This is a genomic window from Vagococcus intermedius (assembly GCF_029144185.1).
GTDB lineage: Bacteria > Bacillota > Bacilli > Lactobacillales > Vagococcaceae > Vagococcus_D > Vagococcus_D intermedius.
In genome coordinates, this window is the sequence record NZ_CP110232.1 from 1,621,729 (window position 1) to 1,640,180 (window position 18,452).

Consider the following 18,452-nt stretch of genomic DNA (forward strand, 5'->3'; position numbering starts at 1 on the left):
TTCTTAAATCAACCTTATCTTGATAAACTATTTCTTTCATCAGTATACGCTCTAAACACATCAGGCGAAAGCCTTCTTTAAAAAAATAAAAAACAACCTTGCCATGACAAGGTTGTTTAAAAATACGATTATTTAATTAACTCAAATTCTACTTGTAAAAACTCGTCACTATTTTTACCTAACATTAAATTAAATAGACCGGATTCTGATTCAAACGTTAAATCTCTCGTATAAAAACGAAGCATCTCTTCTGTTATTTCAAATTCTACTTTTGTTGTACTAAGTGGTTCTAATAATACTTTTTTAAAACCTTTCAGTTCTTTAACTGGTCTCACAACACTACCTTTTTGATCCTGAATATAAAGTTGAATAACTTCCTCCCCTTGACTATCACTTAAATTTTCTACTTCAATTGTCGCGACAATACTCGTCTGTAAAGTTAATTCAGTTGTGCTTATTTCTAAATTCTTATATTTAGTTTCATGATAAGATAAACCATATCCAAAAGAAAACAGTGGCTGGTTCGGTGCATCTAAATACTTAGAGACAAACCTACCACTATGTGTTTCTGAATTTTCAGGTCTTCCCGTTATAAAACTATTATAATAAACCGGAATCTGACCTTCATTATGAGGGAAACTTTGAGTTAAACGAGCACTTGGATTTTTATCACCAAAAATAATATTAGTTAATGCCCTAGCACCTTCAGTTCCAGGGAACCAAGCTTGTATCAAGCCATCCACCATTTCAAATTCTTCTGTTAATACTAGGGGTCTGCCACTAAATGTTATCAAAATAACTTTTTTCCCTAATTTAATAATATCATTTAATAACTCTCTTTGTTTTTCAGGTAATCTCAGCTGTGTTCTACTTCCAGCCTCTCCACTTTGTAAGGTATGTTCACCTAAAGCCATTATCACAACATCAACTTGCTTAGCATAGGCTAGAGCTTTAGCATGTTCGGCTTGTTTTTCTTCTTCTGTTAATTGATAATTACCAATCACTTGTATCGGAATACCAAACTCCCCAAGAAAATCATAATTTTCTAGCATATCACAGCCTTTTGTATAGTGAACTTGCTTAGAACCAATCTTCTCCTCAAAAGCCTCTTTTAAAGTTTTAACATCTGACATCTGGCCATGAACAGCCCATAAGCCCATAAGTTCCTGACTGTCAGCATACGGTCCAATCAAAGCTACCTTGCTACTTTTAGCCAAAGGCAAAATATTTTCTTTATTTTTTAATAAAACCATTGAATTTTCAGCTATTTCTAAAGCAGTTTCTCTATTTTCTTTGGTAAATATGTCCGTTAGCTCCCTTTCTTCTGATGCACCACGATAAGGATCTTCAAATAATCCCAACTCATTTTTCAAGCAAAGGACGCGCCAAACGGCCTCATCAATTTTACTACTATCTAATTTTCCAGTGTTAACCAAATCTGCTAGATTATTTGCGTAACAAGACGTTTTCATATCAATATCATTTGTAGCTTCTAAGGCCTTGAGTGTAGCATCAGACTCATCTTCTGCATAGCCATGGGTAATAAGTTCTTGCACAGCTGCGTAGTCACTAATTATTACCCCATCAAATCCCCATTCTTTCCGTAAAATATCATTCAGTAACCATTTATTGCCAGTAGCAGGCACACCGTCTACAGTATTAAATGATGTCATTACCATTTTAGTTCCCGCATCAATTGCCGCTTTATACGGTGGCAAGTACTCAGAACGTAAGCGTCTCTCAGACATATCAACATTATTGTAATCCCGACCACCTTCTGCTGCGCCATAAGCCGCAAAATGTTTGACGCATGCTGCTAATCCTTTAGTAGCACCTAACTCTTTTTGAATACCTTTGACCATCGCTTGAGAATACAAACTACTTAAAAAATGATCCTCGCCTAAAGATTCTAAACACCTTCCCCATCGTGGATCTCTAACCAGGTCCACCATTGGAGCAAAAGTCACGTGCGCGCCTCCAGCAACGGCTTCATCAGCCATGATTTCATACCCTTTTTCAATTAACTCTGGATCCCATGTAGTAGAAAAGCCTAAAGGAATTGGATAAACAGTTCGATACCCATAAATAATATCTGACATGAATAGTAAAGGAATACCGTGATCCACATTATTTAAATAATTCGTTTGAATCTCTCTAACTTTTTTTGCCCCGGTAACATTTAAGACTGATCCAGATAAACCGATCATTTCTTGATTTATTCCTAATTTTTGTTGTGGCCCAACTAACATCGCTTGATCCTCACTAAAAAATTCACCTGACAATTGGATGAGTTGACCAATTTTTTCTTCTAATGACAACTTATTCAACAATTCTTTCAATTGACTAATTTCCATTATTCAACAACCTCGCTTTTTTCATTTTCGACTGCTTCTTTTTCAACCCACTTAAACCACGGATACCATAATAGTGGAGATATAACCAATTGTAAAATGAGCATCAAAATAATAATTGACATTTTACCTTGAATCGCTGCGTAGACTCCTACTGGCAACCCGAAAACTGCAGCTGTTCCTGTAAAAGTGGCTACCCATCCTATTTTTGTTACAATATAAGCAATAATAATCGCAATGGTATTATTAAATATGAACGGAATAGCTAACTTGAAGTTTAAAACTAGTGGCATTCCAAAAATAACAGGTTCAGTAATACCGAAAATAGCAGGGACAATTGATATTTTCCCAAGTTCTCTATACTGGCGACTCTTCGAAAATAACATCAAAATAACTAAACCTAAAGCTAGTCCACCCCAAGTAATCGTTGAGAAAAATGCTGATCCCAAGATATTAGGTGGCACCTCCCCTTTCGTTACAGCATTTAGATTTTCTAAATCCATTGACATCCAGATTGGCATAACAATTGGCATAATAACATTGGTCCCATGAATTCCAAAGAACCATAATACTTGTTGAACAATGCTTAAAATAATAACCGCACCTAAGCTTCCCCCTAAACTTTTCAACGGTTGCTGAATAATGTTATAAACGAATTCGTGCATCGTTCCAAAAGAGGTTGCCGCAAACAATCGTGTGACCACAATGAAAAATAGTCCTAATAAAATAGTTGGAATAAGTGCTTCAAAAACTTTTGTGACCATTGGAGGAACACTAGCTGGCATTTTAATCGTCCAACCTTTTTCTTTTACAAAAATAAAGAATCTTCCAACTATCAAGCCAATAATCATTGCTGAAAATACGCCTTGTGCCCCTAACCATGTAACAGGTAAGGCTAACGTATCAACTTCAGCCACTTTGACACTAACTGAGGGTGTTATAATAAAGAAACACATCAAAGCAATAATTCCTGCTGACACCCCATCTTCTTTTGGATTAAATTTAGAAACTAAATTTTTCGCCATTAAAAATACAATATATAGTGCCATCGCACCTACAGTAAAATTAAAAACTTGATTCAAAATTGGCGTAAAAGGTGTTAAAAACGCTACCTTATCTCCCATAGCTGTTATAAAAATAACACCTAGCAAGCACATTGAACCTAAAAATATCGGACCTAAAGTTGCCATCATTGAAGCTGAAATTGTTTGGAGATAAATACTTTGTCCTAACTTATCAAAATACGGATTTAACTTATAAAAAAATTTTATTACTTTTTCCTTCATAATACCCCTCCTGTTTTGAAATCGCTTTCTAAAAATAGTATAAACGATATTATTATTGTATAAGGGATTATTATTGCTATCTATTCGGAAATATTTTGTCTTTTTTATTTTTTCTATAATCACTAGGCGAAACTTTATAAAAGTGAGTAAAAGCATTATAAAATGTTCTAGTATTATTAAAACCTGATTCTATCGCAATATCAACGATTGACCAATCAGAATTAATTAATAAATTCTGAGCATGATTCAAGCGAATCGAGGTTAAGTAATCGGTAAAATTTATTCCTACATACTTCTTAAATAATTTTGAAAAATAACTTGTAGAATAATTGAAACATTCGGAAATATGAGTCAAACTAATGTCTTCTTTATAATGTTCTTGAATATACCTCATTATTTCAGCCATTTTAGTTTGTGTTGCCATCTTATTTATTTTAGGAGCGACAGAAATAATTTGACGATACTCAGAAACCAGTAATGATAACAAATTATATAACTCACTTTTAGTTAACAATTGTTGACTCAATTCTTGAGATTTAAATATTTTGGTTAACCTGGTCAGTATCTCTCTAAGTGATTGATCATTCTTTTTTTGATTTTTTAAAGTATCTAAATTGAACATCCAACTAACGTTATACTCTTCTTTAGTCAATTTTTGAATAAAAGATAACGGAATCTGTAAAACAAATATATGATTAGAACACGGACTTTGAGTAGAATGAACAATATTTGAATTAATTAAGATAATATCGCCCGCTTTTAATTGTCGATGTTCTTTTACAGAACCTAACCAAATATTTAATTTTCCCTCTAAGCAAAATAATACTTCAACGCTTCCATGCCAGTGAGGGGGAAAATAGCGATCCTCATTTTCAGCATTAAATTCAAATAATTTCACTTCTAAATCTGTTGTTGGGTTAATAATTTCATGACTAATCATCAAAAATTAATCCCCTCCCTTTATATTAAGTTTGATACCTTTTATAGTTTAACATTTTTTTATTTTTTTAAAAATAAAAAAACAACCTTGCCATGACAAGGTTGTTTAGAAATGCGATTATTCCGCAGCGTTTTCGTCTGCCAAACCGTATTTTTTGTTGAAACGGTCCACACGTCCGTCTGCTTGTGTGAATTTTTGACGTCCAGTGTAGAATGGATGTGAATCAGAACTGATCTCAACACGTAATAATGGGTAAGTGTTACCATCTTCCCACTCAACAGTTTCTTCTGATTTCTTAGTTGAACCTGATAAGAATTTGAAACCTGTTGTTGTGTCCATGAATACTACTGGTACGTAATTTGGATGGATATTTTCTTTCATTTTAAAGTCTCTCCTTTGCCCTGATTCATTTGCTGAGTCAGAGTTTATATTGTTTTACAACATTAACATATTATCATACTATTGCTTATCTGACAATCACCTTTTAGTCTTTTTACTAAAAGACTTACTTGAAAAAGAAACATCTTTAAAAACCTCAAATAATTTTTCATTATTAGCTGTTTTTTGCATTACTTTCAATAATTGATCCGTATACTCTAAAGAGTCTCCCATCATATTACGTCTAATTTTCCAAATATTTTCTAATTTCTCTTCTGTCATTAATAACTCTTCTTTACGTGTTCCTGATCGTTTGACATCAATAGCTGGGAAGATACGACGCTCTGATAAGTCACGGGAAAGATGTAATTCCATATTACCGGTACCTTTAAACTCTTCATAGATGACATCATCCATCCGACTCCCCGTATCAACTAAGGCAGTTGCTAAGATAGTGAGACTACCACCCTCTTCAATGTTACGCGCTGCACCAAAAAATTTTTTAGGTTTATAAAAAGCCGCTGGATCAATCCCACCACTAAGCGTCCGACCACTTGGCGGAATAACTAGATTATACGCTCTAGCTAGACGAGTTATACTATCCATCAAAATCACAACATCACGTTTATCCTCAACTAGACGCATAGCACGCTCCAGGACGAGTTCAGCAATGCGCGTATGGTTTTGCGGTTGCATATCAAACGTGGATGATACAACATCCGCCTTAACACAACGCTCGATATCAGTCACTTCTTCCGGTCGTTCATCAATTAAAAGAACAATCAATTCAACATCAGGATGATTTTCTGTAATGCCATTAGCGATTTCTTTTAAGATTGATGTTTTCCCTGCTTTAGGCGGTGCCACAATTAACCCCCGTTGCCCAAAACCAATTGGCGCAAACATATCAATCATACGGGTACTCAAACGCCCCTTAGTTGTCTCAAGCTGTAAGTGCCTATCTGGGTAAAGCGCAGTTAAAGCCGGGAAATGAGGGCGTTGTTTTGCCTCTTCTGGGTTTTTACCATTGACGCTTTCCACATGCATTAATCCATAATAACGCTCAGATTCTTTAGGTGGTCTTGATTTTCCCGCCACTTTATCACCATTTCGTAAACCAAAACGACGAATTTGAGAAGAAGAGATATAAATATCTTCTTGACTAGATGAATAATTAATCGGACGCAAAAAACCATAACCATCTTGTGAAACGATATCAAGAACTCCTTCCATCATAAAGAACCCTTGCTTTTCAGCTTGGGCTCTAATGACAGCTAATGAAAGTTCTTTTTTGTTCATCTGGCTATAATAAGGAATTTTAAAATCCTTAGCATAGGCATATATTTCTTTTAGGGTACGATTTTCTAGCTCACCCATTGTTAAATAATCTTTCATTACCTATTCCAACTCTCTTTAGGCTTCTTCAATCATTTGAATATCTGCACCTAAGTCGGTTAATTTTTCAATGATTGAATCATAACCACGTAGAATATATTCAACATTCGTAATTTCAGTTGTGCCCTCTGCCATTAAACCAGCAGTAACTAGACAAGCACCTGCTCGCAAGTCACTAGCTACAACTTCGGCACCATGTAACTTATTTGGTCCTTCAATAATAATCATGTTACCTTCGACTCTAGCATCTGCTCCCATACGTGCTAACTCAGGAATATGATTCACACGTTTTTGATAGATACTGTCTACTACAACACTCTTACCAGTTGCTTTTAATAAAAGTGGTGTTAGTGGTTGTTGTAAATCTGTAGCAAAACCAGGATACGGTAACGTATTGACATCTGTTCCTTTTAATTCCCCAACTTTAGGAACATAGACAGAATCTTCACCAATCTCTAACTCAACACCCATTTCTTCCAATTTAGAAATTAAACTTTCAATATGTTCGTGAATAACATTTTTAACCAACACACCTTCACCAACAGCAGCGGCCATTGAAATATACGTTCCCGCTTCGATACGGTCTGGAATAATTGAATGACGACAACCATGTAACTCTTCTACACCATCAATTCTTAATTCATCTGTACCTGCTCCACGAATCTTAGCTCCCATATTGTTTAATAAAGTTGCTACGTCTATAATCTCAGGTTCACGTGCCGCATTTTCAATAATTGTACGACCTTTAGCAGTCACTGCTGCAAGCATCACATTGATTGTTGCACCAATTGACACAACATCCATATAGATACGTGCGCCTGTTAAGCCTTCTTCAGTCGCATTTAAATAAGTAGCGCCATGTTCAGTTTTAACATCTGCTCCTAACGCTTCAAACCCTTTCATATGCAAATCAATCGGACGAGGTCCTAGGAAACAACCCCCAGGAAGTCCTACAACGCCTTCCCCAAATTTACCTAACAATGCTCCCATAAAATAATACGAAGCTCTTAAGCTGCTAATTTTACCACTTGGCATTGGTACTGATACCATGTCAGTTGGGTCAATGATCATTTGATTGTTAGCAAATGTTACTTTGACACCCATGATTTCTAATATTTCTTTTAATGAATGAACATCATTAATATCTGGTACACCATCTAGTGTTACAGGTGAATTTGCTAAAATCGCTGCTGGAATTAATGCAACGGCACTATTTTTAGCGCCGTTAATTGTTACTTCACCTTTTAAGGGATTTCCCCCATTAATCACAAATTTTTTCATTACTCTATTCACTCATTCCCAAAACCGTTTTAACAGTTAATTTTTATTTATTCATAGACCAATGGTCTTCAATTTTATCCCCCCTATTCTATCATATTTTCCTATATTTAAAAAGCTCTTAATTTTATCACGTTATTATAAGACAAATTTCCACAAAATGTCCTCTACTCTGGGCTGTTTATAAAGACCATATCTTAAGTATGCTAAGAGGAAGACTGTTATTAATTCAGATGATTCTTAATTCCTTATTAAAGAATTAGCTGAACAATACAGTCCTCTTTTATCCTCTAATTCAGCGCCTCTTATTCTTTAAATTTATTAAAAACTAAAAAAGAGGCTACTCACTTAAAAGTAGTCCTCCTTCTTTTTAATTCTACCAACTTGTAACATAAAACCATAGATGAATGCCGTTTGGGTCATCTACTTGTAAAATTTCTTTTCCCTTATTGTAATAAAAAGAAAAACCCTCAGTGCTTAAATGCTGTTGCAAATAATCCAATGCCTTAAAATTTGGCAATTTAAAGGCAATATAATCTAAACCATAAAATTGATCATCAAAATCAGCTTGAGTGACACTATCTTTTGCAAATAAAACTAATTGATGAGAAGCTCCTCCCGCGCTAAGTCGATAAATTTTATCCGTTACTTCCTCATAAATCACAAACCCCAAGATATCACGATAAAATAACAAGCTCTCTTCTAACTCAGCTACATTGACTTTTACTGTTTGCAACTGTAGTCTGTATTTTTGTTTTGTTATGACCGTTCCTGGGAACACTTTAACTTTGTCTGTTTGGAGCTCTTCCTCTGGCAAACCAATCCGAATCAAATTATTTTCAGGGTCCATCAGTTCAACTTCACGGATACGTCCCTTATCATCTTTAGACAGCTTCATTTCATAGTCTATTGCTTGCACTAGCTCAATGAGCTGTTTGAATGTTTCTTGATCTTTAATACTTAATTTATAATGTCTTAGAACATGACAGCCATGATTATTTTCAATTCCTTCAATATCTTCATATAAAGAAATTAGCGTTTTATTAGCCGTTTTAAAACCTAAATAAACAATCCCATTTTCTTCCAACAATACATCTAAATGTAAAACCTTTTTAAAAAAAGTAATCTCATCTTCAATATTATTAACCCTTAATGAAATCACATCTAACACGGTCCCTTTTTCAAGCTGATAAGCCACTTTCCCACTCCCCTATTAATTAACTCCACATCTAGCTAACTAGTCCTTTTAAATATCTATTAATATCCTACCACTAAAAAAAAAAAAAGAACAGTTATAAGCTATTTAATAGGGTTAATACAAAAAAACACCCCGTTATATCCACTGATAAATAACGGGGTGTTAAAAAAATTAAACTGATATTTAACTCTCAAAAATCGTTAAAGTTCGACATTTTCAGAGAATTGACTATTATATAAATCTGCATAAAAACCATCTTTAGATAACAGCTCTTCATGATTTCCTATTTCCATTATTTCACCATTATGCATCACAATAATTTTGTCTGCATCTTGGATTGTAGAAAGACGGTGTGCTACTACAAAACTAGTTCGTCCATCGAGTAATCGTCCCATCGCTTTTTGAATTAATTTTTCAGTACGAGTATCAACACTAGACGTTGCCTCATCAAGGATTAGAATCTCAGGGTTAGCCAAGAAAGCACGTGCAATGGTAATCAATTGGCGTTGTCCTTGTGAAATATTACTCGCATCTTCATTTAAAATAGTGTCATATCCATCTGGTAAGCGACGAACAAATTCATCAACGTGAGCTGCTTTAGCTGCCATCATGATTTGGTCATCCGTTGCCTCAGCATTACCATAGTGAATGTTATCATAAACAGTTCCTGTAAATAACCAACTATCTTGTAAGACAATAGAGAAATGTGAACGTAATTCTTCACGACTCATATCTCGAATATCTTGACCATCTAATTTTAGTGAGCCACCACTAACATCATAGAACCGTTCTAATAGATTAATTAGCGTTGTTTTACCGGCACCAGTTGGTCCAACAATCGCAATCATTTCGCCTTCATTCACTTCTAAATCAAAGCCTGTCATCAGTAACTCTGAGTCATCATAGCCAAATTGAACATTATCAAAAATGATTTTCTTATCTGTCTTAATTTTTGGTAAACCTGATTTTTCGTCAGACATTTCAGCTTGATCTAACACCTCAAAGACACGTTCAGCCGATGCCACTGTTGATTGAATCGTATTCATCAAGTTAGCCATTTGTGTGATAGGCTGTGAAAATTGGTTAGTATATTGTAGGAAAGCCTGAACATCCCCTAGATCCATCCGACCATTAGCTACTTTTATTCCACCTAATACGGCAATAAAAACATAACCTAAATTTTTAATAAAATTCATCATCGGCATAATCATGGCTGAAATAAATTGGGCACGTCGACCAGCATCATATAATTTTTCATTTTGTTCTTCAAATACTTCAATCGCTTTTTCTTCATAATTAAAACTTTTAATAACATTGTGTCCACTATAGGTTTCTTCAGTTTGATTGTTTAATAACCCCAAACTTTTTTGTTGTGCAGCGAAATGTCTTTGTGATTTAGGTGCCACAAACATGACCACAATCAAACTTAAAGGCACTGTTGCTAAAGCTACTAAAGTTAACTGCCAATTGATAGAAAACATCATAATCGTAATCCCAACAATCGCAACCATACTTGTCACAAGTTGAGTTAAACTTTGTTGCAACGTGCTTGAAATATTATCCATATCATTAATAGCACGTGACATAATATCACCATTAGAATGGGTATCATAATAATTAATCGGAACTTGATTCATCTTCCCTTTTAAATCTTTACGCATTTGATAAACAGTTCGTTGAGACACTCTTGTCATAATAAATTGTTGTAAAAAATTAAAAACTGCTGATATAGCATACATGCCAATCACTATTAATAAAATTTGACCAATTTTATCAAAATCAATCGGAAAACTATCTATTTTAATTCCAGCCTTCATTTGGCCTATTCCTTCGCCAATCCCTTTAGCAATTTCAGTTGTTGCCTTACCTAAAACCTTAGGAGTCCGTATTTGGAAAATAGTTGACGCGATTGCTAAAATAAAGACTAATAAAATTGCATAAGCACGTTTAGACATGTATTTTAATAATCGACGTGTTGTTCCCCAGAAATTTTTTGCTTTATCTGCTTTTTTTCCTAGTGCTGGGCCACCTCTTCTGCCACTCATGCAATATCCTCCTCTTTCAACTGCGAACTAATAATTTCTTGATACGTTTCACAATTTTCTTTTAATTCTACGTGTGTTCCTTGACCAACAACTTTCCCTTCATCGATCACTAATATTAAATCAGCATCTGCTACTGTACTAATTCTTTGAGCGACAATCACTGAAATTTGATTAGTCAAATCATTACTTAGGGCTTCTCTTAATTTAGCATCCGTTTTAAAATCCAACGCTGAAAATGAATCATCAAAAATAAAGACATCCGCTTCTTTTACTAAAGCACGAGCGATGCATAAACGTTGACGTTGTCCACCTGAGAAATTACCGCCAGCTTGTTCAACATGACTATCTAATCCTTCTTCTAAACTTGAAACAAATTCTTTCGCCTGGGCTATCTCTAAAGCATGCCACATTTCTTCTTCTGAAGCATTAGGCTTACCATAACATAAATTTTCTCTAATAGTCCCTGTAAACAACATTGCTTTTTGAGGAACATAACCAATACGATCGATTAATGCTTCTTTTCCAACTTTGGATACAGAGGTATTATTTAATAAAATATCTCCTGATTCAATATCATAAAAACGTGGTATTAAGTTTACCAACGTTGTTTTACCAGAACCTGTTCCACCAATAATAGCAAGTGTTTGACCTTTACTTACCTTAAAATCAACATCTTCAAGTGCTAAATTTTCAGCCCCTTGGTAACGGTAATTAACATGTTTAAATTCAATTGATGTTTGTTTGTCATCTTGATTGATTTCTACTGGATTTTTAGCCTCAGTCAATTCATCAACTGAATCTAGTACCTCATTAATCCTTACAGCTGATGCCTGTGCTCTTGGTACAAAAATAAAAATCATAGATAACATTAAGAAACTAATTAAAATTTGTGTAGCATACGTCATAAACGCAATTAAATGCCCCACTTCCATCGACATATCCGCAATTAGATGACTCCCTTGCCAAACAATCAAAATTGTTGTTCCGCTCATTACAAGCGTTACAATCGGAATCATCATTGCTAAAATACTATTAACCTTGATAGCTGTTGCCACAAAATCTTTATTGGCTTCATCAAATCGTTCTTCTTCATATTCAGATCGATTAAAAGCACGTACTACCCTGATTCCAGTCAAACCTTCACGAAAAACTAAGTTTAATTTATCTGTTTTCTTTTGCATACTTTTAAATAGTGGCACCGCAAAATACATAATAATCCCAACAAAAATTAACAGTATTGGAATAGTTATTAAAAATACTTTTGTTAATTCTGCATTTTTTTGATACGCCATAAAACTTGCACCGATTAAAGTCAGTGGCGCATTAATCATTAGTCTTAAAAACATTTGGGTAACCATTTGAACCTGATTAACATCATTAGTTGTTCTAGTAATCAAAGACGCCGTTCCAAACTTGTCAATTTGGTTATGAGACCCATAACTAACTTTTTTAAATATTTCGGAACGCAACGTCTTCCCTAATTTCTGTGATTCACGTGTAGCAAAATACGTATTACCAATTGCTGCTACAATACTAATCAGAGAAAAGCCAATCATCACGGCTCCAACTGACCAAATATAAGGAATATCTCCTTTTGCTACTCCTTTGTCAATAATGTTAGAAGTTAAATTAGGCAAGTATAAATCACTCATAACTTGAACCATCATGAATACTAGTGCCATTAAAATCGAACCAATTGACATACGTTTAGCTATTTTTATCATTCATTTCCACCTACTTTATTTTGATGCACACCATACTGCAACCAACCTAATTTTGTATCAAACTCTTCCTTTAGTTCTTCTAAATCTACTTTTTCGCCGCGCGTTTCTTGTTTATAAGCGTGGTTAATTGAACCAAACATCATCGAGGTCAAAATTCTAATTAAAATAATCAGATCTTTATCTGTCGTTAATTTTAATTTTGAAGTATCAATCATCTCCATTAACTGTACCATTTTCTCTTTATGCTTAGTGACACGCTGCTCTCTCAATTTTACCAGTGAATCATCTCTTGCAATCTCAGGTGAGACCCGTGATGTCCCTTGGTAATCTAAATACAAGAATAAATTTTTATAAAAAGCCGCATTTGGACCACAAATCGCTTCCTCGCTCCAGCGTCTAAAATAACGTCTGGTTGCTTTAAAAAGATCACCTTGCTCTTCTCTCAGTAATACTTCATAATCCCTTTTACTAGCCAGTCTCAACACATCAAAATAATAATAGTAAAGGTCTTCTTTATCATCAAAATATTGATAAAAACTACCTCTCGAGACATCTGCTAACTTTACAATATTCGCAATCGCTGCATCTTGTAATGGAACACGTGAAAATTCGATACGCGCTGCCTCCAATAAACGCTCTTGCTTTTCCTTTGGCAAACGAAAAAAAGTTTCTTTAGGCATCTTGCTCCTCCTCCTTGAACAATATGACACACCGTCATATGACACTGCGTCATTATATATGACGCAGTGTCATATTGCAAGAAAAAAATTACCAGATATCGTCAGTTTCGATAACGATATCTGGCATTTTTTTAATTAAGCGTTTTCTTGTTACGTCGGGCAATCGCTGGCATAATCATCCCTAAAGCGAGCAATACAATCGGAGTTGAGATATTTAAAACTAATTGAAATAACCATTCTTTAGGTTGATCTGTATAAGACACTTTAGGTACCATTCCCAATAGACAAGCGAAAGCCGTAAATAAGAAACACCACAGACCAATAATGTAACCAAAAGTAGCATTTTTGACTAGCTTATAATCTGACTGAAAACGATTGGCATATTTATTAATCCACATATAGGCTAAAAATACCCACAGATAACGCATCGGCATCACTACTGAATTTAAATTAGTTAGCCATTTAAATAATTCATTCATATTTCCCATGCCTAAAGATGGAACAATAATTAAGATAGTCACTAGAACACCCGTAAAAATGTAGCCATTGACAGGTGTTCCTTTAGCATTTACCTTAGATAAACTGGCAGGAATATAATCAGGATCTGCATCTGCCAATAAAATTTTAAGAGGGGCATCTATTGAAAAAGCTAAGGCTGAGACTTGAGCCATTGAATTAGCAATGGCATATAAAATTAAAAATAAGTTGCCTACACCATAGTGTGCTCCTAACTTCTCAAATGCTTGATACGCACCATTTACCATTAAATCTTCCGGAATATTATTTGCATCAAACAACATTCCCATCGCAACAGAGCCTAATAGAGCACAGATTGCTACCATCGCTGCTAAAACAATCATCCCTTTAGGAAATTCCTTTGAAGGGTTATGCGTATTATTAACATACGGCGAAATTTTTTCACAGCCTCCAACAGCAAAAACTAGCATGGAGATAGTTGTAAGATAAGCAAAGTCAAACTTAGGGATATAAGTAGCTAAACTTCCCATATCTGGCGTTGCAACTACTGCCCCTCTTAAAGAAGGGGCTGAGACGGCTAATAAAATAAATAATAATGACATCACGAACATCGCCGTCCCTGCCATATTCCCAATGACTTTCAAGGTAGTTAACCCTTTTGAAGCAATCCATAAAAATAGTAAAAATATGATCAAACAAATTAAGGAAACAATTTTTGAATCTACCGTATTAACAAAATTCCCATTCCCCTTAAACAGCCAACTTAAAGCGACTAAAATCCCTTGGGGTTTCTGTGCCAAATAAGGAATATGAACTATCCAATACGTCCAAGCTGCATAATAGGCCAACTTAGTTGTGGAGGTTTCCTTAATCCACGATGATACCCCTCCACCAGATTCTTTAAAAGTCGAACCTAGCTGTCCAACACTTAAGGCATATGGTACAAAATAAAAAATCATAATCAAGACCCAGGATGTCACAACTGTCAGTCCTTGTTGTGCAAAATTATTTACAACATTTCCAAGTCCCCAAACAGTAACAAAAGCCATCATTGCAATATTTTGCCATCTTAACTGTTTCTCATTCATTGATGTCTCTCCTTCTTATAGCTACTTATATTATTTAATTTTGATACGCCCTAACAGTACCTTGATCTCCAAATCATGTAAACGCTTACTTTTTCTTTGTCATTGAATTTTTAAAATAACATTATTTAACTAACCTTACCCTCATAAAAAAAGCAGCTCTTTCTAATGAAAGAACTGCTTTAAAAATTTAATTAAGATTTTTGATTACGACGAGCAATTAGCGGTAAAATTAAGCCCAAAGCAATCAAGACAAATGGTGTCACAATATTTAAAATCATTTCAAACATCCAGTGACTAGGATTCGCCGCATAATCAATTTTTGGTACCATTCCTAAGAAACAAGCAAAGGCTGTAAATAAGAAGCACCACAAACCAATAAAATAGCCTACTTTTGGATTTTTTACAAATTTATATTCTGATGAGAATTCTTTGTGTTTTTTATTAATCCACATAAAGGCTAAGAAAACCCACAAATAACGTAATGGCATAACAACTGAGTTTAAATTTAATAACCAGTCATAAAGCTCAACCATATTTCCCATACCAAGCGACGGAATAATAATCAGTGTACTAACTAAAATACCTGTTAAAATATAACCATTTACTGGTGTTCCTTTTGCATTAACTTTAGCCAATTTAGCTGGAATATAATTTTTGTCTGCATCTGACAATAAGATTTTTAATGGCGCATCAATTGAAAAGGCTAAAGCTGAAATTGAGGCTAAAGCATTAGCGATGGCATACAAGATAACAAATATATTCCCTACTCCATAATAACCACCTAGTAACTTGAAGGCGTCATAAGCACCATTAGCTTTCAAATCTTTAGGGATATTATTTGCATCAAATAACATTCCCATTGCAATTGATCCTAATAAGGCACAAATAGCGACCATTGCTGCTAAAATTAACATCCCTTTAGGAAACTCTTTAGATGGATTTTTAGTATTACTTACGTAAGGTGACATTTTTTCACAACCACCTACAGCAAAGACTAACATTGAAATCGTTGTTAAATATGCAAAATCAAATTTTGGCATATACGTTGATAGACTTGTCATGTTTGGTGTAGCAACTTCAGCACCAGTCATAGCAGGAGCTGTTACAGCTAAAAGAATAAATAATAATGACATTACAAACATTGACGTTCCCGCAATACTACCAATTAATTTTAAGGTTGTTAACCCTTTTGAAGCAATCCATAAGAAGAATAAGAAAATCGCTAAACAGATCAATGATACTATTTTAGCATCTACCGTTCCAACAAAATCACCATTTCCTTTAAATAACCAACTTAAGGCAATTAAAATTGCTTGTGGTTTCTGTGCCAAATAAGGAATATGAACAACCCAGTAAGTCCAAGCCGCATAATATCCTAAACGCGCAGTCGATGTTTCCTTAATCCAGGATGACACACCGCCATTTGATTCTTTAAAGGTTGAGCCTAATTGACCAACGCTTAAAGCATAAGGAACAAAATAAAGTACCATAATCAAAATCCATGACACAACAACTGTTAACCCTTGTTGTGCGTAGTTGTTCACAACATTTCCAAGACCCCAAACAGCAACAAAGGCCATTAAAGAAATATTATACCAACGTAATTGTTTTTCTTCCATTGAATTTCTCCTTTAATTTAAACTTTAATGAATGTTTATTTTACTGGTTGTAAGCTTTTGCAGTCAATCTAATTATGATAATTATCATTAAAATCTAATTAAAATAACTCTAATTTTATGAGGTTTTTACACAAAAAAGGGTTAGAATAACTTTCCTAACCCTCATCTTACCCACATAATTTAGTTAAAAAGCTCTATACAGGCGTTATTTAATTATCTAACAATATCAATCTTTTGATTTTCTAAAAATAATTCAACTTGACGTAAGGTTACAATTGGACTATCACCTAAAGTGGTATGAGCTAATACAGCACTAGCAGTTGCAAAATCCACCAATTTTCTTGGCTCCCATTGATTAAGAATACCTGTTAAAATACCTGCAACATAGGCATCTCCTGTCCCGACTCGATCAAAAATAAAGATAGGAAAAGTTTCAGATGTAATCATGCCTGTCGGAGAAATTAAAAAGCCTGTTAAATAGCGTTGCTCAGCTTGGTAAGAACGCTCAGTCCCTGCAAAATATAATAACTGATATTTCTTAACAAAATAATTAGCTAATACTGAAAATTCTAATTCTTGATTACATTCACTGGGCAGATCTAATAGTTCTATCAAATCACGATCACCACCTATAACAATATCAGCATATCCTAACATCTCTTCATAAGCCTTACGAATCTCTAATAAATCTTGATCTCTAGCCAAACTAGGACGATAATTGAAATCAAAGCAAACGTGTTTGCCTAAGGACTGAGCTTGACGTGCTAAGCGAAGTGCAGCTTGCCTTGTCGCATCTGTTAAAATTAAAGAAATACCACAAATATGTACAATACTACTGTCACTAATTGCATTATCTAACTCTAATTCCTCCCAACTACTCAAGCCAAAAGAGCTATGATGTCGCTCTAAGTAAGTAACTTCTGAGGGACGGTTACCATATCCTTGCTCAAGCAAGTAAATTCCCATATGCTCTCCCTCTTGTTTAATTAGCTTATCAGAAATCCCCAATTTTCGAATTTCAGCTTTAGCGGCCTCTCCTAAACGATTTTCGGGTAACTGTGTCAAAAGTGCTGTTTCATGACCAAAATGACTGATCCCACTTAAAACATTTAAACCTGTTCCAGTAAAGTTAAGACGAGCATCTTTTGTCTGCTCCATTGTTTGATAGTTACTCATCGCAATACGAAGCATCACTTCACCAAAAGCCATGACTTTTTTGCTTTCAAACATTTTCATAGTCCCCTTAACCTTTAGTTTAATAATTTTTTAACTGTTTCAAATAATGTTGTTACATCACTAGGACGTGTGTCACCAGTTTCTGAGTCAATAATTGAACTGTACACATGAGGAATAACTTTTTTTACACCAGCGTCTAGTGCAATCTTAACAATCTCCTCAAAATTTTCTAGGTCAATGCCACCAGTAGGCTCTAAATAAAAATCGTATTCTGCACAAGCCTTAGCAACAGCTACATACTCTTCTTTGTGAGCTAAGCCTTTCATTGGAAAATATTTAATTGAACTTGCTCCCATGTCTTTTAATAGGGCAATTGCTGTTTCAATTGGAACTTCACCCGCCGGTGTTTGACTACTTAAAGGACCCGTTGCAATATTTACATAACCAACCTTGCCGGTTGGTGAGACTAAGGCATTAACGATGGTATCGCTTTGACCTAATAAGGCACGAGAAGTCCCAGCACCAGTAAAAACTTGGTTAACATGCTGAGGTTGTAAAACTTGAGAGAGACGTGACACCATTTGACTTTGATTTGGGTCACCTGCGCCTAAACCAACAGACAAAGCATTATCTGTTGCCTTTTGATACAATGTCATATCATTAATAGCCGCTTCATCACTTGTATAATTTTTTGAAAGGACGCCTAAGACGACATGCCCATCAGCTGCTTGATAACAGTCTTTAGCATTTTCAACCGAATTTGCTAAGACGTTTAAAACGACTCTATCTTGATAATAATTTGGTGTTTTTTTCATTT

14 protein-coding genes are annotated in these 18,452 nt (G+C 34.8%); all 14 read right to left on the reverse strand.

Annotated elements, in window-relative coordinates; translation table 11 throughout:
- Positions 1-128 precede the first annotated feature (128 nt).
- Positions 129-2,354, reverse strand: a complete 2,226-nt coding sequence (gene bglX / locus OL234_RS07595; protein ID WP_275468645.1) for a beta-glucosidase BglX — start codon at positions 2,352-2,354, stop codon at positions 129-131.
- Complete coding sequence (locus OL234_RS07600) at positions 2,354-3,637, reverse strand: PTS sugar transporter subunit IIC (protein WP_275468646.1); 1,284 nt, start codon at positions 3,635-3,637, stop codon at positions 2,354-2,356. Before OL234_RS07600 ends, bglX begins: the two co-directional genes overlap by 1 nt.
- Positions 3,638-3,713: 76 nt before the next feature.
- Positions 3,714-4,577, reverse strand: a complete 864-nt coding sequence (locus OL234_RS07605) for an AraC family transcriptional regulator (RefSeq protein ID WP_275468647.1) — start codon at positions 4,575-4,577, stop codon at positions 3,714-3,716.
- 117 nt (positions 4,578-4,694) lie between these two features.
- The gene (locus tag OL234_RS07610) at positions 4,695-4,958 is read right to left on the reverse strand and encodes a type B 50S ribosomal protein L31 (protein ID WP_275468648.1); all 264 of its coding nucleotides are present in this window, start codon (positions 4,956-4,958) and stop codon (positions 4,695-4,697) included.
- Between the two features lie 96 nt (positions 4,959-5,054).
- Positions 5,055-6,350 carry a transcription termination factor Rho gene (rho, locus tag OL234_RS07615; RefSeq protein ID WP_275468649.1) on the reverse strand — a complete coding sequence of 432 codons (1,296 nt, stop codon included), beginning with the start codon at positions 6,348-6,350 and terminating at the stop codon, positions 5,055-5,057.
- A gap of 18 nt (positions 6,351-6,368) precedes the next feature.
- A complete protein-coding gene (gene murA, locus OL234_RS07620; protein ID WP_275468650.1) occupies positions 6,369-7,631 on the reverse strand; it encodes a UDP-N-acetylglucosamine 1-carboxyvinyltransferase in 1,263 nt (420 codons plus the stop codon).
- A gap of 373 nt (positions 7,632-8,004) precedes the next feature.
- Positions 8,005-8,826 carry a VOC family protein gene (locus OL234_RS07625; RefSeq protein WP_275468651.1) on the reverse strand — a complete coding sequence of 274 codons (822 nt, stop codon included), beginning with the start codon at positions 8,824-8,826 and terminating at the stop codon, positions 8,005-8,007.
- A 200-nt stretch (positions 8,827-9,026) separates the two neighbouring features.
- On the reverse strand, positions 9,027-10,871 hold the full coding sequence (locus OL234_RS07630) for an ABC transporter ATP-binding protein (protein WP_275468652.1): 1,845 nt from the start codon (positions 10,869-10,871) through the stop codon (positions 9,027-9,029).
- Positions 10,868-12,595 carry an ABC transporter ATP-binding protein gene (locus OL234_RS07635; protein ID WP_275468653.1) on the reverse strand — a complete coding sequence of 576 codons (1,728 nt, stop codon included), beginning with the start codon at positions 12,593-12,595 and terminating at the stop codon, positions 10,868-10,870. Before OL234_RS07635 ends, OL234_RS07630 begins: the two co-directional genes overlap by 4 nt.
- Positions 12,592-13,275: a TetR/AcrR family transcriptional regulator gene (locus OL234_RS07640; protein WP_275468654.1), complete on the reverse strand. Its 684-nt coding sequence runs from the start codon at positions 13,273-13,275 to the stop codon at positions 12,592-12,594. The genes OL234_RS07635 and OL234_RS07640 overlap by 4 nt, the downstream gene beginning before the upstream one ends.
- Before the next feature lie 131 nt (positions 13,276-13,406).
- On the reverse strand, positions 13,407-14,840 hold the full coding sequence (locus tag OL234_RS07645) for an APC family permease (RefSeq protein WP_275468655.1): 1,434 nt from the start codon (positions 14,838-14,840) through the stop codon (positions 13,407-13,409).
- Between the two features lie 191 nt (positions 14,841-15,031).
- A complete protein-coding gene (locus tag OL234_RS07650) occupies positions 15,032-16,459 on the reverse strand; it encodes an APC family permease (protein WP_275468656.1) in 1,428 nt (475 codons plus the stop codon).
- Positions 16,460-16,672: 213 nt separating this feature from the next.
- Positions 16,673-17,689 (reverse strand): sugar kinase, encoded by a 1,017-nt coding sequence (locus OL234_RS07655; protein ID WP_275468657.1) that lies wholly within the window; start codon positions 17,687-17,689, stop codon positions 16,673-16,675.
- A 20-nt stretch (positions 17,690-17,709) separates the two neighbouring features.
- Positions 17,710-18,450 (reverse strand): 2-dehydro-3-deoxy-phosphogluconate aldolase, encoded by a 741-nt coding sequence (gene dagF / locus OL234_RS07660; protein WP_275468658.1) that lies wholly within the window; start codon positions 18,448-18,450, stop codon positions 17,710-17,712.
- Positions 18,451-18,452: the final 2 nt, after the last annotated feature.

What these genes read in the sequence shown, in the direction of transcription:
- bglX (WP_275468645.1), bottom strand. Translation starts at nt 2,354, where the DNA reads ATGGAAATTAGTCAATTGAAAGAATTGTTGAATAAGTTGTCATTAGAA.
- OL234_RS07600 (WP_275468646.1), bottom strand. Translation starts at nt 3,637, where the DNA reads ATGAAGGAAAAAGTAATAAAATTTTTTTATAAGTTAAATCCGTATTTT.
- OL234_RS07605 (WP_275468647.1), bottom strand. Translation starts at nt 4,577, where the DNA reads ATGATTAGTCATGAAATTATTAACCCAACAACAGATTTAGAAGTGAAA.
- OL234_RS07610 (WP_275468648.1), bottom strand. Translation starts at nt 4,958, where the DNA reads ATGAAAGAAAATATCCATCCAAATTACGTACCAGTAGTATTCATGGAC.
- rho (WP_275468649.1), bottom strand. Translation starts at nt 6,350, where the DNA reads ATGAAAGATTATTTAACAATGGGTGAGCTAGAAAATCGTACCCTAAAA.
- murA (WP_275468650.1), bottom strand. Translation starts at nt 7,631, where the DNA reads ATGAAAAAATTTGTGATTAATGGGGGAAATCCCTTAAAAGGTGAAGTA.
- OL234_RS07630 (WP_275468652.1), bottom strand. Translation starts at nt 10,871, where the DNA reads ATGAGTGGCAGAAGAGGTGGCCCAGCACTAGGAAAAAAAGCAGATAAA.
- OL234_RS07635 (WP_275468653.1), bottom strand. Translation starts at nt 12,595, where the DNA reads ATGATAAAAATAGCTAAACGTATGTCAATTGGTTCGATTTTAATGGCA.
- OL234_RS07640 (WP_275468654.1), bottom strand. Translation starts at nt 13,275, where the DNA reads ATGCCTAAAGAAACTTTTTTTCGTTTGCCAAAGGAAAAGCAAGAGCGT.
- OL234_RS07645 (WP_275468655.1), bottom strand. Translation starts at nt 14,840, where the DNA reads ATGAATGAGAAACAGTTAAGATGGCAAAATATTGCAATGATGGCTTTT.
- OL234_RS07650 (WP_275468656.1), bottom strand. Translation starts at nt 16,459, where the DNA reads ATGGAAGAAAAACAATTACGTTGGTATAATATTTCTTTAATGGCCTTT.
- OL234_RS07655 (WP_275468657.1), bottom strand. Translation starts at nt 17,689, where the DNA reads ATGTTTGAAAGCAAAAAAGTCATGGCTTTTGGTGAAGTGATGCTTCGT.
- dagF (WP_275468658.1), bottom strand. Translation starts at nt 18,450, where the DNA reads ATGAAAAAAACACCAAATTATTATCAAGATAGAGTCGTTTTAAACGTC.